This window comes from Bacillus sp. K7, assembly GCF_053903245.1.
Map to the genome: position 1 here is coordinate 1767186 of NZ_CP096406.1, position 19188 is coordinate 1786373.

22 protein-coding genes are annotated in these 19188 nt (G+C 43.1%); 14 read left to right on the forward strand and 8 right to left on the reverse strand.

Going from position 1 to position 19188, the window contains the following annotated elements; all coding sequences use genetic code 11:
- The first annotated feature begins 118 nt into the window (after positions 1–118).
- From miaB to mutL, 5 genes are all read left to right on the forward strand, one after another.
- Positions 119–1648 carry a tRNA (N6-isopentenyl adenosine(37)-C2)-methylthiotransferase MiaB gene (miaB, locus tag M1D98_RS08960; RefSeq protein WP_039074009.1) on the forward strand — a complete coding sequence of 510 codons (1530 nt, stop codon included), beginning with the start codon at positions 119–121 and terminating at the stop codon, positions 1646–1648.
- A 1-nt stretch (position 1649) separates the two neighbouring features.
- Positions 1650–2081: a regulatory iron-sulfur-containing complex subunit RicA gene (ricA, locus tag M1D98_RS08965; protein ID WP_121642601.1), complete on the forward strand. Its 432-nt coding sequence runs from the start codon at positions 1650–1652 to the stop codon at positions 2079–2081.
- Between the two features lie 259 nt (positions 2082–2340).
- Positions 2341–2886 (forward strand): outer spore coat protein CotE, encoded by a 546-nt coding sequence (gene cotE, locus M1D98_RS08970; RefSeq protein WP_003231833.1) that lies wholly within the window; start codon positions 2341–2343, stop codon positions 2884–2886.
- A 132-nt stretch (positions 2887–3018) separates the two neighbouring features.
- Positions 3019–5595 carry a DNA mismatch repair protein MutS gene (gene mutS, locus M1D98_RS08975; RefSeq protein WP_121642602.1) on the forward strand — a complete coding sequence of 859 codons (2577 nt, stop codon included), beginning with the start codon at positions 3019–3021 and terminating at the stop codon, positions 5593–5595.
- 15 nt (positions 5596–5610) lie between these two features.
- Positions 5611–7497: a DNA mismatch repair endonuclease MutL gene (mutL, locus tag M1D98_RS08980; RefSeq protein ID WP_435576667.1), complete on the forward strand. Its 1887-nt coding sequence runs from the start codon at positions 5611–5613 to the stop codon at positions 7495–7497.
- A 1129-nt stretch (positions 7498–8626) separates the two neighbouring features.
- Here the strand turns inward: mutL and M1D98_RS08985 are convergent.
- Both M1D98_RS08985 and M1D98_RS08990 read right to left on the reverse strand, forming a co-directional pair.
- Positions 8627–9076 carry a YrvL family regulatory protein gene (locus tag M1D98_RS08985; protein ID WP_268559014.1) on the reverse strand — a complete coding sequence of 150 codons (450 nt, stop codon included), beginning with the start codon at positions 9074–9076 and terminating at the stop codon, positions 8627–8629.
- A 186-nt stretch (positions 9077–9262) separates the two neighbouring features.
- On the reverse strand, positions 9263–9820 hold the full coding sequence (locus tag M1D98_RS08990; protein WP_010328362.1) for a hypothetical protein: 558 nt from the start codon (positions 9818–9820) through the stop codon (positions 9263–9265).
- 120 nt (positions 9821–9940) lie between these two features.
- Here M1D98_RS08990 and M1D98_RS08995 point away from each other — a divergent pair, with 120 nt between their 5' ends.
- A complete protein-coding gene (locus M1D98_RS08995; RefSeq protein WP_435576666.1) occupies positions 9941–10591 on the forward strand; it encodes a TetR family transcriptional regulator C-terminal domain-containing protein in 651 nt (216 codons plus the stop codon).
- 85 nt (positions 10592–10676) lie between these two features.
- Here M1D98_RS08995 and M1D98_RS09000 read toward each other — a convergent pair whose 3' ends face one another.
- The 3 genes from M1D98_RS09000 to M1D98_RS09010 all read right to left on the reverse strand — a co-directional run bounded on the left by M1D98_RS09000 (position 10677) and on the right by M1D98_RS09010 (position 13375).
- Positions 10677–11033 carry a hypothetical protein gene (locus tag M1D98_RS09000; RefSeq protein ID WP_435576665.1) on the reverse strand — a complete coding sequence of 119 codons (357 nt, stop codon included), beginning with the start codon at positions 11031–11033 and terminating at the stop codon, positions 10677–10679.
- Positions 11034–11111: 78 nt separating this feature from the next.
- Entirely contained in the window at positions 11112–11936 is an 825-nt protein-coding gene (locus tag M1D98_RS09005; RefSeq protein WP_435576664.1) for an MBL fold metallo-hydrolase, read from the reverse strand.
- 110 nt (positions 11937–12046) lie between these two features.
- Complete coding sequence (locus M1D98_RS09010) at positions 12047–13375, reverse strand: S8 family peptidase (protein WP_121642617.1); 1329 nt, start codon at positions 13373–13375, stop codon at positions 12047–12049.
- A gap of 215 nt (positions 13376–13590) precedes the next feature.
- Between M1D98_RS09010 and M1D98_RS09015 the strand changes: the two genes are divergently transcribed.
- The 3 genes from M1D98_RS09015 to M1D98_RS09025 all read left to right on the forward strand — a co-directional run bounded on the left by M1D98_RS09015 (position 13591) and on the right by M1D98_RS09025 (position 15336).
- Positions 13591–13824: a hypothetical protein gene (locus M1D98_RS09015; RefSeq protein WP_010328367.1), complete on the forward strand. Its 234-nt coding sequence runs from the start codon at positions 13591–13593 to the stop codon at positions 13822–13824.
- A 277-nt stretch (positions 13825–14101) separates the two neighbouring features.
- Complete coding sequence (locus M1D98_RS09020) at positions 14102–14809, forward strand: poly-gamma-glutamate hydrolase family protein (RefSeq protein WP_010328368.1); 708 nt, start codon at positions 14102–14104, stop codon at positions 14807–14809.
- 74 nt (positions 14810–14883) lie between these two features.
- A complete protein-coding gene (locus tag M1D98_RS09025; protein WP_010328369.1) occupies positions 14884–15336 on the forward strand; it encodes an OsmC family protein in 453 nt (150 codons plus the stop codon).
- An 11-nt stretch (positions 15337–15347) separates the two neighbouring features.
- On the opposite strand, the gene ebrB is transcribed toward M1D98_RS09025, so the two are convergent.
- The 3 genes from ebrB to M1D98_RS09040 form a co-directional block, all read right to left on the reverse strand.
- Positions 15348–15701 (reverse strand): multidrug efflux SMR transporter subunit EbrB, encoded by a 354-nt coding sequence (gene ebrB, locus M1D98_RS09030; protein ID WP_121642618.1) that lies wholly within the window; start codon positions 15699–15701, stop codon positions 15348–15350.
- Between the two features lie 13 nt (positions 15702–15714).
- Positions 15715–16032 carry a multidrug efflux SMR transporter subunit EbrA gene (gene ebrA, locus M1D98_RS09035; protein ID WP_010328371.1) on the reverse strand — a complete coding sequence of 106 codons (318 nt, stop codon included), beginning with the start codon at positions 16030–16032 and terminating at the stop codon, positions 15715–15717.
- 141 nt (positions 16033–16173) lie between these two features.
- On the reverse strand, positions 16174–16422 hold the full coding sequence (locus tag M1D98_RS09040) for a hypothetical protein (protein WP_010328372.1): 249 nt from the start codon (positions 16420–16422) through the stop codon (positions 16174–16176).
- 90 nt (positions 16423–16512) lie between these two features.
- On the opposite strand from M1D98_RS09040, the gene M1D98_RS09045 reads away from it, so the two are divergent.
- The 5 genes from M1D98_RS09045 (at position 16513) to M1D98_RS09065 (ending at position 19008) form a co-directional block, all read left to right on the forward strand.
- The gene (locus tag M1D98_RS09045; RefSeq protein WP_121642619.1) at positions 16513–16926 is read left to right on the forward strand and encodes a YmaF family protein; all 414 of its coding nucleotides are present in this window, start codon (positions 16513–16515) and stop codon (positions 16924–16926) included.
- Positions 16927–17025: 99 nt separating this feature from the next.
- Positions 17026–17970: a tRNA (adenosine(37)-N6)-dimethylallyltransferase MiaA gene (gene miaA, locus M1D98_RS09050; protein ID WP_010328374.1), complete on the forward strand. Its 945-nt coding sequence runs from the start codon at positions 17026–17028 to the stop codon at positions 17968–17970.
- A 39-nt stretch (positions 17971–18009) separates the two neighbouring features.
- Positions 18010–18231 carry an RNA chaperone Hfq gene (hfq, locus tag M1D98_RS09055; protein WP_003221097.1) on the forward strand — a complete coding sequence of 74 codons (222 nt, stop codon included), beginning with the start codon at positions 18010–18012 and terminating at the stop codon, positions 18229–18231.
- 194 nt (positions 18232–18425) lie between these two features.
- Positions 18426–18698: a YmzC family protein gene (locus M1D98_RS09060; protein ID WP_026014443.1), complete on the forward strand. Its 273-nt coding sequence runs from the start codon at positions 18426–18428 to the stop codon at positions 18696–18698.
- A gap of 79 nt (positions 18699–18777) precedes the next feature.
- Positions 18778–19008, forward strand: a complete 231-nt coding sequence (locus tag M1D98_RS09065; protein ID WP_003238362.1) for a hypothetical protein — start codon at positions 18778–18780, stop codon at positions 19006–19008.
- Positions 19009–19188 lie beyond the last annotated feature (180 nt).

The window sequence follows — 19188 nt, forward strand, 5'->3', positions numbered from 1 at the left end:
GAATCCTTATTGATTATTATTCTCAACGAGTGTACAATAATAGGTTGCCAGTTGTGCAGAGCTTCAATAACCTTTATACTGAAGGGTGGAAGTTTGGTTTGAAAGGAGAAATAATCACATGAATGAAAAACAAAAATTAGAGAGCGGACAAGTTCATCCATCGGACAAAAAATCCGAGAAGGATTACAGCAAGTACTTTGAAGCTGTTTATATTCCGCCTTCTTTAAAAGATGCGAAAAAACGGGGCAAGGAAGCCGTTACTTATCATAATGACTTTACAATTTCTGAACAATTTAAAGGATTGGGAGACGGGCGAAAGTTCTATATCCGTACGTACGGCTGCCAAATGAATGAACATGATACAGAGGTTATGGCAGGGATTTTTATGGCGCTCGGTTATGAAGCGACAAACTCCGTTGACGATGCCAATGTCATTTTGTTAAACACATGTGCGATCCGTGAAAATGCCGAGAACAAGGTGTTTGGTGAACTGGGACACTTAAAAGCGCTGAAAAAAAACAATCCTGATCTGATTTTAGGCGTGTGCGGCTGTATGTCCCAAGAGGAATCAGTCGTGAACCGGATTTTGAAAAAACATCCGTTTGTCGATATGATTTTCGGAACGCATAACATCCACCGCCTGCCGGAGCTTTTGTCAGAAGCATACCTTTCAAAAGAAATGGTCGTAGAAGTTTGGTCTAAGGAAGGGGACGTGATTGAAAACCTTCCGAAAGTCCGGAACGGGAAAATTAAGGGCTGGGTCAATATCATGTACGGCTGTGACAAATTCTGTACGTATTGCATCGTGCCTTACACACGCGGAAAAGAAAGAAGCCGCCGCCCTGAAGAAATTATTCAGGAAGTGAGAAGGCTCGCAAGTGAAGGCTATAAGGAAATTACACTATTAGGCCAAAACGTAAACGCGTACGGAAAAGACTTTGAAGATATCACGTACGGCCTCGGTGATTTGATGGATGAACTGAGAAAAATCGATATCCCGAGAATCCGTTTTACAACGAGTCATCCGCGTGACTTTGACGACCATCTCATTGACGTGTTGGCAAAAGGCGGCAACCTGCTTGATCACATTCATCTGCCGGTTCAATCAGGAAGCTCAGAGGTTCTGAAGCTGATGGCCCGCAAATATGACAGAGAGCGATACATGGAGCTCGTTAGAAAAATCAAAGAGGCAATGCCAAACGCTTCTTTAACAACAGACATTATCGTCGGATTCCCGAACGAAACGGACGAACAGTTTGAAGAAACGCTATCTCTTTACCGTGAAGTGGAATTTGACAGCGCCTATACGTTCATTTACTCTCCGCGCGAGGGCACTCCGGCTGCCAAAATGAAAGATAATGTACCGATGCGTGTGAAAAAAGAACGCCTGCAGCGTCTGAACGCACTGGTGAAAGAAATTTCTGCTAAAAAAATGAAGGAATACGAAGGCAAGGTTGTCGAAGTATTAGTTGAGGGTGAAAGCAAAAATAACCCTGATATTCTTGCCGGCTACACTGAAAAAAGCAAGCTTGTCAATTTCAAAGGGACGAAGGAAGCCGTCGGCAAAATCGTCCGTGTGAAAATCCAGCAAGCGAAAACATGGTCGCTTGACGGAGAGATGGTAGGAGAAGCAATCGAGGTGAAATAAGATGACGGTCTACTCAAAAAAAGACATTGTACAGCAAGCGCGAAACCTTGCAAAAATGATCTCTGAAACAGAAGAGGTTGATTTTTTCAAACGGGCTGAAGCGCAAATCAATGAGAATGACAAAGTGTCTGCAATCGTTAATCAGATTAAAGCCCTGCAAAAGCAAGCTGTCAATCTGAAGCATTATGAAAAGCATGAAGCGCTCAAACAAGTAGAAGCAAAAATTGACGCGCTGCAAGAAGAGCTTGAAGAGATCCCTGTCATTCAGGAATTCAGAGACTCGCAGATGGAGGTAAATGACCTTCTCCAGCTCGTTGCACACACCATTTCCAACCAAGTCACAAATGAAATCATTACATCAACCGGAGGCAACCTGCTGAAAGGGGAAACCGGTTCGAAGGTGAAACATTCTAATAACAGCTGTTCTTTCTAAACACGGTGCCTTTACAGGCCCGTGTTTTTTATTTTGAAGCGGCTCGAAATGAACTAAATAATCTGTGTACCAAATGTTCAATTCGTTTTTCTGTGCTCAGCCGCGAGTAAACTTTATCACATCTAAAAGTAAAGTTTCTAGGCACGCCTGCATACAATGGAACAGAAACTTTGTATTTTTATATTTTAATTATAAAAATGCACACTAGACAAATGCCCAGCATAAGATAACACGAAGAAGAACAAGGAGGCATGCCGGAATGTCTGAATACAGGGAAATTATTACGAAGGCGGTAGTAGCGAAAGGCAGAAAATTCACCCAATGCACCAATACCATCTCCCCTGAGAAAAAACCGAGCAGCATTTTGGGCGGTTGGATTATTAACCACAAGTATGATGCAGAAAAAATCGGGAAAACAGTAGAAATTGAAGGGTATTATGATATAAATGTATGGTACTCTTACGCGGACAACACCAAAACAGAGGTTGTCACAGAACGGGTAAAATACGTTGATGTCATTAAACTCAGATACAGAGACAACAATTACTTAGATGATGAGCATGAAGTGATTGCCAAAGTCCTTCAGCAGCCTAACTGTCTTGAAGTGACCATTTCACCGAACGGAAATAAAATCGTTGTGCAGGCAGAGAGGGAGTTTTTGGCGGAAGTGGTAGGAGAAACAAAGGTAGTGGTTGAGGTCAATCCTGATTGGGAAGAGGATGACGAAGAAGATTGGGAAGATGAGCTTGATGAAGAGCTGGAAGACATCAACCCGGAATTTTTAGTGGGAGATCCTGAAGAATAAAAAAGGGACTAGGGGAGGCAGTACCCCCAAGTCTCTTTTTTATATTGATATATCATTCTTTTATCACTTTTTGTTTATGTTATAATGAAGGATAGGAAATAGAAACGTTGATACATAGTGAGGGATTAAACAATGGCAGGTTATACGCCTATGATACAGCAATATTTAAAAATAAAGGCAGAGCACCAGGATGCCTTTTTATTTTTTCGCCTGGGTGATTTTTACGAAATGTTTTTTGAGGACGCCAAAAAGGCGTCACAAGAGCTGGAAATTACGTTAACGAGCAGAGACGGCGGTGCGGCCGAAAAAATACCGATGTGCGGGGTGCCGTATCATTCTGCTTCCGCGTATATCGAGCAGCTGATTAAAAAAGGGTACAAAGTGGCGATCTGCGAACAGACAGAAGATCCAAAAGCCGCAAAAGGCGTCGTGAAACGAGAAGTGGTTCAGCTTATTACGCCTGGAACCGTAATGGACGGCAAAGGCATCCATGAATCAGAAAATAACTTTATCGCATCTGTTTCCGCCTGCTCGAACGGATACGGGCTGGCGCTGTCTGATTTAACAACGGGGGAAAATTTGGCTGTCTTGATTGAACGGCTCGAAGATGTCATATCAGAGATTTATTCAGTCGGCGCACGTGAAATTGTCGTTTCAGGAAGCATGGATGCCAAAACGGTCGCACAGCTGAAAGAGCGATGCGGTGCAACGATCTCAATTGAAGATGGAGAAACAGACGAGCATGTAACGATCGTTGAACACTTAAATAATGAAGATATAACAAAAACATTTATGCGTTTATATACGTATCTGAAAAGAACCCAAAAACGCAGCCTCGATCATCTTCAGCCCGTCCAGGTGTATGAGCTTGAGGAAGCGATGAAAATTGATTTGTACTCAAAGCGAAATCTGGAACTGACTGAAACGATCCGTTCGAAAAATAAAAAAGGATCTCTTTTGTGGCTGCTGGATGAAACAAAAACGGCAATGGGGGGCCGGCTGCTGAAACAGTGGATTGACCGGCCGCTCATCAGAGTCAATCAAATTGAAGAGCGCCAAGAAATGGTGGAAACCTTGATGTCCCATTTCTTCGAGCGGGAAGATCTTCGTGAACGGTTAAAAGAAGTATATGACTTAGAACGGCTTGCAGGCCGCGTCGCATTTGGAAATGTTAATGCACGGGATCTCATTCAGCTGAAGGAATCGTTGAAGCAAGTGCCTGGCATCAAACAGCTTGTTGCTTCACTGGCTCATGACAAGGCCAAGGAACGCGCAGAGCGGATTGACCCGTGCGGAGATGTCCTTGAATTGCTGGAAGAAGCGCTGTACGCAAACCCTCCTTTATCGTTAAAAGAAGGGAACCTGATTAAAGACGGATACAATCAAAAGCTTGATGAATATCGTGATGCAAGCAGAAACGGAAAAGACTGGATTGCCCGCCTGGAACAGCAGGAACGGGAATACACGGGCATTCGCTCTTTAAAGGTCGGCTTCAATAAAGTCTTTGGTTATTACATTGAAGTGACAAGAGCAAATTTGCATTTGCTTGAGGAAGGGCGCTATGAGCGGAAGCAAACGTTAACGAATGCAGAGCGCTACATTACACCTGAATTAAAAGAAAAAGAAGCGCTCATTTTAGAAGCGGAAAATAACATCTGCGAGCTGGAGTACGAGCTGTTCACCGAGCTGCGCGAGAAAGTGAAATTGTATATTCCGCGGCTGCAGCAGCTTGCCAAACAGATGAGCGAGCTTGACGCACTGCAATGCTTTGCGACAATCAGTGAAAATCGCCATTATACGAAACCGGAGTTCTCAAAAGATGAAGTCGAATTGATTGACGGCAGACACCCGGTCGTTGAAAAAGTCATGGACAGCCAGGAATACGTTCCGAACAGTTGTATGATGGGCGATAACAGACAAATGCTTCTCATTACCGGTCCAAACATGTCAGGGAAAAGCACGTATATGAGACAAATCGCACTCATATCCATCATGGCTCAAATCGGCTGCTTTGTACCCGCGAAGAAAGCGGTGCTTCCGATTTTTGATCAAATTTTCACGAGAATCGGCGCTGCGGATGATTTGATTTCCGGACAAAGTACATTTATGGTGGAAATGCTTGAAGCGAAAAATGCGATTGTGAATGCGACGGAAAACAGCCTCATACTGTTTGATGAAATTGGGCGGGGAACGTCCACTTATGACGGCATGGCGCTGGCTCAAGCGATTATCGAATATGTTCACGACCACATCGGCGCCAAGACGCTATTCAGTACGCACTATCACGAGCTGACGGTTCTAGAGGACAAGCTGCCGCAGCTGAAAAATGTTCATGTGCGCGCTGAAGAATATAACGGTACGGTTGTCTTTCTTCATCAAATGAAAGAAGGGGCGGCTGACAAAAGCTATGGGATCCATGTAGCCCAGCTTGCCGAGCTGCCGAAAGACCTTATTTCGCGCGCTCAAGATATTTTAATAGAACTTGAGCATTCAGGGAACAAACCGGAAGTGCCGGTGCAACAACCCCAGGTGAAAGAAGAGCCGGCACAGCTGTCCTTTTTTGAAGAAGCGGAAAAGCCGGCTGAAGCGCCGAAGCTTTCTAAAAAAGAAAAGCAAGTGCTCGATGCCTTCAAATCACTTAATATACTGGATATGACGCCGCTTGAAGCGATGAATGAAATGTACAAGCTGCAAAAGAAATTACATTAAAACGGGGTGATGAATGTGGCAAAAGTCATCCAGCTGTCAGATGAGCTTTCAAATAAAATAGCAGCGGGCGAGGTTGTGGAACGGCCCGCCTCAGTCGTCAAGGAATTGGTGGAAAATGCGATCGACGCTGACAGCACAGTCATTGAAATCGATATTGAGGAAGCAGGTCTTGCATCCATTCGAGTGTTGGATAACGGCGAAGGAATGGAAACGGAAGATTGCAAGCGTGCTTTTCGCCGCCACGCAACGAGTAAAATAAAAGATGAAAATGATTTATTCAGGGTGAGAACGCTTGGTTTTAGGGGAGAGGCACTGCCGAGTATCGCGTCAGTCTCACATCTGGAGATGACGACAAGCACCGGTGAAGGAGCAGGTACGAAACTCGTGCTCCAAGGAGGAAACGTCATTTCCGAATCGCGTTCCTCAAGCAGAAAGGGAACTGAAATTGTCGTTTCCAACCTTTTTTTTAACACACCGGCCCGCTTGAAATATATGAAAACCGTTCATACAGAGCTTGGGAACATTACAGATGTGGTCAACCGCATTGCGCTGGCCCATCCGGAGGTATCGATCCGCCTGCGCCATCATGGGAAAAACCTGCTTCAAACGAATGGAAACGGAGATGTGCGCCAAGTCTTGGCAGCGATTTACGGCACGGCTGTCGCAAAAAAAATGCTTCCGTTGCATGTAAGTTCTTTGGATTTTGAAGTGAAGGGATATATCGCCCTCCCAGAGATTACACGGGCGTCGAGAAACTATATGTCGTCTGTAATCAACGGCCGTTACATTAAAAATTTCCCGCTCGTCAAAGCGGTGCATGAAGGATATCATACGCTTCTGCCAATCGGACGCCATCCAATTACCTTTATAGAAATTACGATGGACCCAATTTTAGTCGATGTCAATGTGCATCCATCGAAGCTTGAGGTCCGCCTCAGCAAGGAAACAGAGCTTCATGATTTAATTCGTGACGGAATTAAAGATGTGTTTAAACAGCAGCAGCTGATTCCGAGTGCCCAGCTCCCGAAAAAATCGGCATCTGTTATCAAAAATGAGCAGCAGTTCATCACCTTTGATGAAAAGCCTGCGGAAAGAAAAGTTCCGGAAAAATCAGCAACGCCATCTTATTCACCAATGAAGCTAAGCTCAGTCGTGAAAGACCCGGTTGACACGGAGGAAGAACTGCCGCCTCTTCAACTTAATGCTCCTCCTATCGTTGAGCAGGAACAAAGCATTGAGGCACCTGATGTTTCAGAAGAAAAGCCTGAAGCATTTGAGCAGGAACACCATCAAGAAGAACAGCCTGAGCCAACGTCTGAGCGAGTTCCGATTATGTATCCGATCGGCCAGATGCATGGGACATATATTTTGGCACAAAACGAAAACGGCTTGTATATTATTGACCAGCACGCCGCACAAGAGCGTATTAAATACGAATACTTCCGGGAAAAAGTAGGAGAGGTTGAGCCTGAGGTGCAGGATATGATCGTGCCGCTGACGTTCCACTACTCCACGAACGAGGCGCTGATTATTGAACAGCACAAACAAGAGCTCGAAAGCGTCGGTGTCTTTTTAGAATCATTCGGATCGAACAGCTACATCGTCCGCTGTCACCCAGCCTGGTTTCCAAAGGGAGAAGAAGCCGAGCTGATTGAAGAAGTCATTCAGCAGGTGCTCGATTCCAAACAGATTGATATTAAAAAACTGCGAGAGGAAGCGGCGATTATGATGAGCTGCAAGGGCTCCATCAAAGCAAACCGCCACCTCAGAAACGACGAAATCAAAGCGCTTCTGGACGACCTCCGAAGCACATCAGACCCGTTTACGTGCCCGCACGGCCGTCCGATCATCATTCACCATTCGACATATGAGATGGAAAAGATGTTCAAACGCGTGATGTAGTGGGGTGTGGTGAAGGGGAATATACCCTTTGCCTATATATTTTTCCAGCATTGAAACATTCTTTGAATGGATCAATGCTTTTTTTGTACACATTTGGAATAACAGATAACAAGCTACCATTTACAAGTAATTTAAATAAATGTATATTTTGGATATAAGGAGGTGAGAACATGACATTAAGCCCAAAGATAGTTATCATTTTGGATGAACTGACTATTGAGAATGAAGGAATCCTTGTTTTTGAATGCAGAATCTAAATTCAATCATCATTGTTTTGCTTCCTGTTTCTTATGAGCAGGGAGTTTTGTTTTGCGTTGAAGAGAATTTGAGGCTGTCGCCCGATTTTATAAATGAGTAATTTAAAAATGAAAAGAGGGTGTTTCGTGATGGAAATGTGTTTCTGGCGTACATTCTATTTTTAATGATTTATGAACCGATATTTGAATACTTTGATTTCCAAAGGTTTAAAAGAAATATCAAGACTGGTGAAAATGGAAATGAAAGAGTGAAGTGTTATGTTCGTACGATGATTGGATTATGGATTCCCGCTTTGTTTATTGTAGCTTTAGTCGCTTTTACTGATCTTTCATTCATCCAAGTCAGATTCACTATGCCGGCAATACAAATAGATCCTCACGGTCCTTGCATCCTATCTTTTCCAACGATTAAGTCTTTCATATGTAATCCCTGTGATGTATTGTATCATCGGTTTTAGACTTAGCCCAAAGATAAGGCGAGATATAGCAAAGAAAGAGCGGAAGAGTTAAAGGCTTCGGCCGCAGCCCATCCTGCCTGTTTCATTGAATGAGAATGTTGTATCCTTAACAGCCGGTGTAACGGAGGAAATCATTTATAGAGGGTCTTTAATGTTTGTTCTCGTGTTTTTGTTCCATTTCAAACTGGGTCATCATCCTGGTTTGATCACTCCTTTTGGATGAGCTCATACATATCAGGGGCTGTAGCAGGGAGTGATCAGAACTTCACTGGCTAGGCTTTGTTTTCCGCTTATATATCATCATTGATTCTATTATTCCGCTAATCATTTTACATTTTGTTGTCGATTATCTCGCAAAATTAGACAATGGGAATGATGTAAAGACAAAAAACGCTTGAATCATCCCAGACGATTTTAAGTCGCTTCCGGCTGGTTACCAAAGGCAAGTTCAATGAAAGCCATCAATGCTGATATTACAAAAAGAAAGACATCTGGAATATATATAGACTGCATAAAGTAATCTGCGAAACAGATTGTGATGAAGTTGCTCACAAAGTAAAGTGTAAAAGTAAAGAGAGCAGTCTTTCTCAATGAAAATGATTTTGCCAGAATCATAGAGACAATCTTTGTGAGTGGATCTATGATCAAGCCGACAGCAAAACAGACCAAAATAAATAAAACCAATGTTTGATTGGAATCGTAAGTAATGCCCAGAATGGAGAATAATCCTTTCATCCCGAAGAAAAAGCCGCCGAAGATCACTGCGAGTGCAATGGCAACGATAAGAATGATAGATACAATTGCGATTAATGTTGAGCTCAGGTTTAGCTTTTTACACTGCTCGTTCTGTTCTTTTTGGCTCAAGCATGCCACTCCTTTCACCTGCTTACTCATACAACGGTTACTCGACTAGAATCTGAAGCTCTTAAGCTAATTTCTATAAAAATAGCAAGAGTTTAGGGGCTCTAGTATTTCGAAAAACAGTATAACATATATTGACAACAACCAAAAAGCCCTTTACTAGCGGAAAGGACCTTCTTTTTCATCAAATTAACTTCTGAAATTCTTTGAAGCTTTTTCTTTTTTTGGCCAAATAAAATAGCTGGCTGTAATGAGAAAGTCAATGCCTATGATGACAGTCCACAGTTTAAGAATGCCGCTCAATGCCCCGGTTCTGGCAGAATCATTGATAAAATAGATCATTCCTGCTAATAATCCCGCACCAATAAGGTAAGCCAGCACATGTCTGACCCAGCCTTTCGCATAATGCTTGGCGTGATTCATTCCATAGCGTTTCAGCGGTTTAGACCCTTGTTTTGCCACATAATATTGAAATGTTTCATCAGCCCATTGAATCATTTGTTTTCCAAAAGCAATCGATACACCGATATAAACAGCCGCAATCCCGTGGGCTGCAGTTGCTGAAGCCCCTCGGTAAAGGTCCGCAGCAGTTGCCGCTAGTAAAATCAAATCGATCACTGGGGTTAAGGCAAGGAATAGCAGCCCTAATGTATGTTGTTTGAATAGGTAGCGTACAGCAAGCCCTAAAGCAATCACAATCCAAAACGCAATTTCGCAAAAGACAATCATCCATGCGATACCGTTCAATCCATTCCCCTCTTTTCAATACAGTTGTGTTATTTAGATAATATGTTATCACCTTTGTTTTTGCAATACAACTGTATTATAAAAATTGCTCTCTTATTTTTTTCTTGCTACAATAAAGCCATGCCAAAACAAGTTGACCATAAGAAAAGAAGAAAACAAATTGCAGAAGCGACGTGGCGGGTGATTTTAAAGCGGGGGATGGAGGGAGCCTCAGCCAGAAACATTGCAAAGGAAGCAGGGCTTTCATTAGGTGCACTGCGCCATTATTTCCCTACTCAGGATGACCTGCTTGATTTTGCAATGAAACTCGTTCAAGAAAAAGCGTTGGCCCGAATTCAGGACATTGCAATGAAGGATTTGCCTCCAAAGGAAAAAGTGTTGCATATTTTGCTTGAAATTGTCCCGACAAATGAAGAAACAATTAGAGAGATGGAGGTGTGGTTTGCTTTTACGGTCTACGCCAGACATAAAAAGGATATGTATGATGCGAATCATGACGGGATTTACAGCGGCATGCGGAAACTGATTGCCTATTTAGATGAATTCGATTTACTGAAGCAGGGTGCTGATAAAGACATTGAAGCCGAGAGACTTTACGCGTTGATTGACGGCTTGGCTTTACATGCGATGCTTGACCCTGTGCGAGTGAATAAAGAACGGATCAATCGTGTCATTATGCAGCATGTAGAATCAATTTGCGTGGAAGAAATATATGAGACGGAAGGGAAGAAATTTAATAAAGCTGTAAAAGGAAACGGTTCAAATCACTAAGTATAGCATGCACAAACATATATTGTATGTAAAGCAGCGCCTTTGAATGAAAAATCAAAGGCGCTAAGCTGTATTTAATTGACTGTCAGCTGTGCTGGACATCAATTGTATAGACTGCACGATCTGTTACAACCTTCAATCCTTCGTTTTCTTGGTGAATATGAATCTCACCTAATAAAGGAATCTCATAGGCATTTTGCGGAAGCGGTATGTTGCCTTCTTCTGTGAATGTTGTTCCTTCTCCTTCTAAAACGAGTTCTTCGTTTGCAACATAGTCATCAGGATGATTGGTGCTGCGCATCCCCACTTTTTCAAGGTGGAGAACAATTTGATCCAAGTCTGAAATCTCTTCATCATGGGTCAATTCACCTTTTCTAATATCAAGTGTTTGGCCGACTTTTGATTCCAGCCATTGAGAAAGCTGTGTATTCGAGTGTGCCATCAATATTCCTCCTTTTAATCTACACGATACTATTCCCAATTGCTGCATCTTTTACACGGAAAAGAGCCGCCTCACCCTTTATGTATGAAATAACTTGTTGTTCAGTGCCTTGATATAACGTACAGCAGAACGCTGGACCGCTTCGTCGGCATTTTCTTTGATAACTTTTGAAAAAGCATTATAAATCCGGTTAAATTGCAGCGGTTTTACTTTGGCTGCTATTTCTTCAACTTTGGAGGCGGGGAGGGGGATGAGATTTGGATAGCTGTACATAAAGCTGACCCAGTTCCGATCGGCCGCAACCGCAATGATATCCCCGGTCAATAGACAGCCTTTCCCTTCATTGCCGTTGCGCCAATGGAGAACAGCACCGCCTTTAAAGTGTCCGCCCAAGCGGTGAAGAGCCAGTCCCGGCTTCAAGTTTAACGTTTCACCTGACCAGAACTGAATGTGATTGCTTGGCCTTGTCACCCATTCTTTGTCATCTTCATGAATATAGATCGGGGCCTGAAACGCTTCAGCCCACTCCACCTGAGCAGAGTAATAATGCGGATGAGACAAAGCGATGGCTTGAATTCCGCCTAATTCATTGATTTGGTCAATTGTCTTTTGATCAAGATATGAAATACAATCCCATAGCGCGTTGAAGCCCTCATGTTGGATCAAATGTGCTGTTTGTCCGATTGCAAACTCTGGTTCGGTTTTGATGCTGTAAAGATGCTCTTCTTCCTTTTTAAGGATGTTTTGAAGGTTACCATTTTCACGCATGTTTTCAAGAGTTGTCCAAGCTTGTCCATCCGGATGAATATACTGTCTTTCGTCATCGCAAATCAGACAAGAGGTCGGCGGATTTACAGTCTGCGCATGTTGTGCGCCGCATGTTTTGCATAAAAAATATGGCATTTTTTCCACTTCCTTCTTCCGTTTTCTTATTATTTTATCTCATTATTGGAAAGATCCAAAACATAAAGCCGGCAGTTCCGCAGAGGGATTTGCCGGCTTTATGAAGCTGTCTATTGGCTGGGAATGGAATGTTCTGCGTTAATAGCGCCCGCTCCGTAAACGTTCGGGTCTTCATCTTTCCATTTGTCCGTGCCGTTTTTCAAAAGCTCTTTCACTTCATCAGGTGAAAGGTCCGGGTTTTGCTGAAGAATTAAAGCTGCGATACCTGCGCAGATTGGGGTTGCCATCGATGTTCCTGACATTGTAAAGTACTGAGATCCTACACGGCTTGACTTTTGAAGCTTATCTATATAGGAATTCGGAGAGCGAAGGGAAATGATATCAACACCCGGCGCTAAAATATCGGGCTTTACTTTCCCATATACTGTCGGCCCGCGGCTTGAGAAGGATGCGACCGTATCATCATCGCTGGTTGCGGTATTGTTATCGTCAAGGGCACCTACAGTAATCACCTTTTCGCTCACACCTGGGCTTGCGATCGTTTGTGGATCAGGCCCGGAGTTTCCGGCAGCGACACAGACGACAATCCCTGCGTTCCACGCTTCGTCAACCGCTCTGACTAACGGGTCTTCCTGTTCATTATCATATCTAAGCGCATCGCCACCAAGCGACATACTGATAATATCGATCGCTTCATTCGGGTTGTCCTCATTGTAATGAATACACCACTCCACACCTTCGATAATATCTGCTAACGTTCCAGATCCTGTCTTGTTCAATACCTTCACGCCGATTAGATTGGCTTTGGGCGCAGGTCCGCGGTATTGGCCGGAAGAAGATGCTCCGCTGCTGGCGACATCACCTGCACAGTGTGTGCCATGGCCATTATCATCATACGGCTCTGTTTTTTGATTGACCATGTCCGCAAATCCGATAATCCTGCCTTCTAAATCAGGATGCGGGTAGATTCCTGTGTCGACAACAGCGACAGTAACACCTTTTCCTGTCAGGGTCTGCCCGTTTCTGACGACTTCCTTCGCGTGACCTGCTTCGGTTGCCGTGTCTAGAAGCGCTTTGACTTCGCGGTTTAAATACACTTTGCGGATATCGCTGCATTCAGAAAGAAGTGAATCTAACGCTTGTGGGGTCACCTCCGCGCTGCAGCAATTGATTTTGTTGAAACGTTTTTTTAGCTTGCTGCGTTTTTCTTTTTGCAGCACCTCTCCAGCCATTTGAAAGCCTGTCTCGTGACAGCCTTCCTCAAATTCAATAATAACTGACAATTTTTTTCGGTTTTTCAATTTGGTTTCAAAAAATGGATGCAAGAAGCAAGGAGTCCATTTGAAGGGCTTGTAAAGCTGCAAGACGCTTTCCCGTAACGGCCAATCTAGCTTATGAGCATTTGCTCTCACCATTTGTACCATAGAGTACCCAAACATGTATTTTCCTCCTATTTTAAGGTTTTCTGTATACTCTATGAGCAGAGGAAAGGTTTGGTAAGTTTGTTTGTCCTTTATAATAGATGGACAAGAGTTGGTTTTTATGAATCTGTCGAATCAGATTCGGAGTCATGGCATTTATTGAGGTATTGAAACGGAACGTGTGTTCGTATTATAATGTTGTTATATCAAACTGGCAAGGGGAGAGCAGCTGTATGAATTTCTTCTTACATCGGTCTTTGGAAAGCCAAATACCAATCAGCATTATATATATGAAGAAAGACGGAACGATCAGTAAGAGAACAATTATTGTAAGACAGAAAAGCAAAACGCAAATTAAAGCTTTTTGTTTTTCGAAACAACAGATCAGAACGTTTTTGTTAGATTCGATTCTCTCCTGTGACTTTGTAAGAACAAATAAACAAGACCTTTATTTGGCAGGCCGATAAGGCTGTCCGTCTCAGCAATCGGACAGCCGCTAATAAAACCCTCCTTACACCTCTATACATGTAATTGCCAAGTGAGGTTATTCCTACCTTTTTTGTCTTTTCTCTCAATCTTTTTTCACTCATATTTGAAATGAACCGCTATGAACTGTGACAATCAATTGATTTTTTGAAACCGGGAACTTTTTCACTGATGATATAGCGTATACAATGGTAAGATAAAACCTATTGGCTAAACCTCATATAATGAACCGTGCCATTCTTATGAAAGGAGTTAAACATGAGAAGATTTCTATTAAATGTCATATTAGTCTTAGCCATTGTCTTATTTCTGAAATACGTTCATTACTCATTAGAACCTGAACCATCTGATCAGCCAGATACATATTCAAATTTCAGCAGCTTGGCAGAGAAAGAGAGCCCGGCTGATTATGATATTTCCTATAATGAGAAAAAAGGAAGCAAAGTGTTAATTATGTCTCCGCACGGCGGCAGAATTGAAGGCGGAGTAAGCGAGCTTGTGCGGTATTTCAATAATGAATACTCTACATACCTGTTTGAAGGGCTGAAGTCACAGGATAACCAAACGCTGCACATTACAAGCACCAACTTTGACGAGCCATTGGCTGAAAAGAAAATCAAGGAGCATCAATATGTTGTGGCTTTTCACGGATATAAAGGGGAGAACAAGCATACACTTGTTGGAGGCACAGATCGAAAGCGAGCGAAAATGATGGTAAGGGCCCTTGAGAGAAGAGGGTTTTCCGCTGAGTTAGCGTCATCTAAAAGCGGCCTTGCCGGATTAAGTGCAGATAACATTAACAACAAAGGGGAAACGGGGCTTAGTATCCAGCTGGAAATTAGCCGCGAGCAGAGAGAGGCTTTTTTCGATGATTTTTATTATAAAAATAGGAAATACACAAAGAACAATGAATTTTATGATTATGTCCGTGCGATCAACAGTGTCCTTGAAAAAGAGTATTCGTAACAAGCAGATCAGGAGACAAAAGAAGAGAAGACCAGTAGACTGAAATAGGATGATAAAAGGAGGCGAAATAGACGATGGCAGACCATCATTTTTATTTAAAGGCAAACTGGCCGGGTAAACGCAACGACGTTGGTACGATCGAAAGCGGGAACCTGGTTACATCTATTTCCATTCCTAAAGAAATGGATGGACCGGGAGAGGGGACCAACCCGGATGAAATGCTTCTCGGGGCGGCTGCGACCTGTTACATTATTACACTCGCTGCGATGATGGAAAGAAGCGGGCTGGAAAAAGAAGACCTGCAGATGGAGTCAGAAGGCGTTGTCGACGTCACCAAAGGAGTCTTTACATACAAAAAAATTATTCACCGTCCCTCCGTTGTCCTCAAACAGGATGCTTCACAAGAGGATGTCGCCTTGGCGCACAAGCTTTGTGAAAAGGCGGAGTCGTCTTGCATGATTTCACGCGCCATTCAAGGAAATGTCGAGCTGAAGCTGGAAGCCTCTGTAAAACCGGCTGGTGAATAAGAATCAGACGGTCACTCACAGACCGTCTGTTTTTTTTCTTTAGCAGGGGCTTTCGACTGATTTAACACGACAACGCCAGCAATGACAAGCATGAGTCCGAACACTCCCTTTAAACTGATGGTTTCGCCAAAAAGCAAAAATCCGACAATGGCTGTAAGCGCCGTTCCAACACCCGACCATGTCGCATACGCGCTAGATAAGTCAACGGTTTTTAAAGAAAAGCTTAGAAAGGTAAAAGCAGAAAGAAATCCAGCAACGACTCCGGCAATGGGCAAGGCTTGTGTAAATCCTTCTGAAAGCTTCAGCATGGTACTCCCGAAAACCTCAAATACAATGGCAAGAGCCAAGTAAATCAATCCTTTCATCATGATCACTCCTTTACTGCCAATTAAGTAGCACGACTCCCGATAGTAATAAAAGAATGCCGATAAGCCCTTTGACATTCAGTTCTTCCTTAAACCATTTCACTCCGATCACAGCTGTCAGCACCGTGCCCACACCGCTCCAAGTCGCGTATGAGAGGCTCAGGGGGATGTGATTTAAGGTGAGTGACAGCATGTAAAAGGCGATGAAGTAGCCAATTATGACCATGACGCTGGGTTTCCACTTTTTAAAGCCGTCAGACACCTTCAGCATAGCCGCACCAAGTGATTCTGAGCATATAGCAATCGTGAGGAATATGTATCCTAACAACATTGTGAATTCTCCTCACTTCAAATTTGTTTTGAGATTATAAAATCGTCAGCTAGAAAAATAGTAGTGCATGCCTAACGGCCAGTCAAGAGATTCATTTTACTCACAGACAAGAGACCTCTTTTTAAGAGGCCTCTTTTTTCATTAATAGTAATAAGGATATGGAGGATAATAGGGATAACCGCCATAAAAATAAGGATTAAATAAAGCGCTTCCTATAAGCCCGCCTGCAAGGCCACCGATAAACGGTCCCCCAAAAAAGCCGAATGGCCGGCCAAAACCAAATCCATAGCCAAATCCAGGTCTTCCAAACCCAAATGGTCTTCCGAATCCGAAAGGCCTTCCAATGATCCTTGTATCTGCAGCAGTAAAATAATGATCTACTTCATTCATGTTTTCTTTCCTCCTGTCATAAAGTGTAGATGATGCAGTGTATTCAGCCTATCGGGATTTGATTGGGCGAATTGAGGGAATGGAAGGGATGTGAACATATTGGGCCTGTATCCATCTGACTGGTCAAAAGCGCCGCCTCACGTACACACTTATCATGCCAAAACGACGAGGGAACAGGGGCATTATCATCTTATTGAAGGGTTTACACAGCCGGCAAACGGATCGAATACCGATCAGCATACACACTATTTTTCAGGGATTACATCTTTTGAAAACGGTCATTTTCACCGGTATTACGGAATCTCGGGTCCTGCGATTCCTCGTACTGACGGCACTCATTATCATAAAATCGAAGAAGCGACGTATCTGGCCTATAACGAACCGATTGAGATCCAGTACGGAGGCGTTGTATATGCTTCTGGTGATGACGAAAAGAAAACGCATCGGCATGTCCTGAAAGGAAAGACGAGAGAAATCGTCGGCAATGAGCCGCTCGGCTGGTAGAAGGATGTTTACCGATGCAAAAAAAGGGCAAAATGGATAGGTGGTTATACATGATGAATGCTATAATGGGGGGAGATTTATAAAAGAGAGTGATACATATTGAATAATACAAAGCAGCCCGTTGTCATTTTAGTCGGACCGACGGCAGTGGGGAAAACAAATTTAAGTATTCAGCTGGCTAAATCCTTGAACGCTGAAATTATCAGCGGAGATTCAATGCAGGTTTATAAAGGGATGGATATTGGAACAGCTAAAATCACCGAACAGGAAATGGAGGGAGTGCCCCATCATCTGATTGACATTTTAGATCCCCAAGATTCCTTCTCCACCGCAGATTATCAAAACGTAGTGAGAAACAAAATCACTGAGATTGCAAAAAGAGGAAAGCTTCCGATGATTGTCGGCGGTACAGGGCTTTACATACAATCTGTGCTTTACGATTATACATTTACGGAAGAGGCGAACGATCCTGAGTTTCGGCAGAGCCTGCAAATGGCTGCTGAGCGGGAAGGCGCTGATTTTCTTCACGCCAAACTTGCTGCGGCAGATCCAGAAGCAGCAGCTGCGATTCATCCCAATAATACAAGAAGGGTTATTCGCGCCCTGGAAATTTTACATACGTCTGGAAAAACGATGTCTCAGCATTTGAAGGGGCAAAAACGAGAACTCCTGTACAATGCAGTGTTAATCGGGCTGACGATGGATAGAGAGACGCTGTATGCAAGAATTAATCAGCGGGTCGACATGATGATGGAGGCAGGTCTTCTTCCGGAAGTAAAGCGCCTCTACGACAGGAATGTGAGAGACTGTCAATCGATTCAGGCGATAGGCTATAAGGAGCTATACGCCTATTTTGACGGTTTTGTGACACTTTCTGATGCCGTCGCTCAACTAAAGCAGAACTCAAGGCGGTATGCGAAACGCCAGCTGACATGGTTTCGCAACAAAATGCAGGTTACCTGGTTCGATATGACACCGCCCGTTGATATGGAGCTGAAAAAAAAGGAAATTTTCACACATATAGCAGGAAAACTCGAACTTTAATCGAAACTGTATGATATAGAGAATCAAGGAGGACGAAACATGAAACCGATTAATATTCAGGATCAGTTTTTGAATCAAATCCGGAAAGAAAATACGTATGTCACTGTTTTTTTGCTGAATGGCTTTCAGTTGCGGGGCCAGGTAAAAGGTTTTGATAACTTTACCGTATTGCTGGAATCAGAAGGGAAGCAGCAGCTTATATATAAACATGCGATCTCAACGTTTGCGCCGCAAAAAAACGTCCAGCTTGAACTCGAATAGATCAAAAATCAACATGTTAATGCATGCGAAGGCTGTCGGGAAATCCCGGCAGCCGTTTTTTAACATCATCCAATTTCGATTCGACAATTTGTAAGCAGACCATGCCAAGGCACGGTCTTTTTTTATGAGATCAACATATGTGAGTTGAAATGGTATATTATGTATTAAAAAAGAATCCGGGGGTGACGGCAACCTTGTTTGAAAGTGAGACAGAACTGAGACGAATCAGGATAGCGCTTGTGTGGATAGCTGTATTTTTGCTGTTCGGGGCGTGCGGGAATCAAGATACCATCATCGAAACAGACAGCGGCAATTCAGGTTATGAAACGCCTCAGCCGACCACGTTTCCTCTTGAGCATAATCATTTTGGTGTTATGGAGGACGGCTATATCAAAATTTATGAGTATGATGAGTCCCGCAATGAGGTAAAGCTGAAGAAAGAATACTCTGATTATGAGCTTGAATAAATTTCACAAGCATCCGAATTTACAAAGCGAATGCTTCCCGCTAAACTAAATACAGACAGATCAAACAGAGGGTGAAAAAATGAAGCATAAAGTGATCGTGAATCATTGGGAAGAAATCTGCGAAGATGATTCTTGCTATGAGTATGGAACAAGCATCATTGTGAACGGAAAAGAATTAATTAGAGAAGCGTCAATTATCAGCGCATTGAAGGCGGTATTAGAAGAAATCGGTGCGGATGTTGAAATAGAAGAAACAGTAGAGAGTGAAAAATGCTGTGATAGCTTAAGAAAAAAAAATCTAGACTACTAAGCAGTTTTTTTTCATGTTATGATATACATCGGCTTAAAAACGACACCCCGAGTAGGACGAGAGACCATTCTCGTTCTGCTCTCTTTTTTGGGCCCTAATGAGCCTGCCTATTTGCCTGATTTGATCAAAATATGAATTTTTCATAAAAACAAATCTATATGTTGTGTTTTTGTTAGAGGA

What these genes read in the sequence shown, in the direction of transcription:
- ebrA (WP_010328371.1), bottom strand. Translation starts at nt 16,032, where the DNA reads ATGTTGTTAGGATACATATTCCTCACGATTGCTATATGCTCAGAATCA.
- ebrB (WP_121642618.1), bottom strand. Translation starts at nt 15,701, where the DNA reads ATGAAAGGATTGATTTACTTGGCTCTTGCCATTGTATTTGAGGTTTTC.
- miaB (WP_039074009.1), top strand. Translation starts at nt 119, where the DNA reads ATGAATGAAAAACAAAAATTAGAGAGCGGACAAGTTCATCCATCGGAC.
- M1D98_RS09015 (WP_010328367.1), top strand. Translation starts at nt 13,591, where the DNA reads ATGAATTTCTTCTTACATCGGTCTTTGGAAAGCCAAATACCAATCAGC.
- M1D98_RS08995 (WP_435576666.1), top strand. Translation starts at nt 9,941, where the DNA reads ATGCCAAAACAAGTTGACCATAAGAAAAGAAGAAAACAAATTGCAGAA.
- hfq (WP_003221097.1), top strand. Translation starts at nt 18,010, where the DNA reads ATGAAACCGATTAATATTCAGGATCAGTTTTTGAATCAAATCCGGAAA.
- M1D98_RS09010 (WP_121642617.1), bottom strand. Translation starts at nt 13,375, where the DNA reads ATGTTTGGGTACTCTATGGTACAAATGGTGAGAGCAAATGCTCATAAG.
- M1D98_RS09000 (WP_435576665.1), bottom strand. Translation starts at nt 11,033, where the DNA reads ATGGCACACTCGAATACACAGCTTTCTCAATGGCTGGAATCAAAAGTC.
- M1D98_RS09025 (WP_010328369.1), top strand. Translation starts at nt 14,884, where the DNA reads ATGGCAGACCATCATTTTTATTTAAAGGCAAACTGGCCGGGTAAACGC.
- M1D98_RS09020 (WP_010328368.1), top strand. Translation starts at nt 14,102, where the DNA reads ATGAGAAGATTTCTATTAAATGTCATATTAGTCTTAGCCATTGTCTTA.
- M1D98_RS09005 (WP_435576664.1), bottom strand. Translation starts at nt 11,936, where the DNA reads ATGCCATATTTTTTATGCAAAACATGCGGCGCACAACATGCGCAGACT.
- M1D98_RS09040 (WP_010328372.1), bottom strand. Translation starts at nt 16,422, where the DNA reads ATGAATGAAGTAGATCATTATTTTACTGCTGCAGATACAAGGATCATT.
- cotE (WP_003231833.1), top strand. Translation starts at nt 2,341, where the DNA reads ATGTCTGAATACAGGGAAATTATTACGAAGGCGGTAGTAGCGAAAGGC.
- M1D98_RS09065 (WP_003238362.1), top strand. Translation starts at nt 18,778, where the DNA reads ATGAAGCATAAAGTGATCGTGAATCATTGGGAAGAAATCTGCGAAGAT.
- ricA (WP_121642601.1), top strand. Translation starts at nt 1,650, where the DNA reads ATGACGGTCTACTCAAAAAAAGACATTGTACAGCAAGCGCGAAACCTT.
- mutS (WP_121642602.1), top strand. Translation starts at nt 3,019, where the DNA reads ATGGCAGGTTATACGCCTATGATACAGCAATATTTAAAAATAAAGGCA.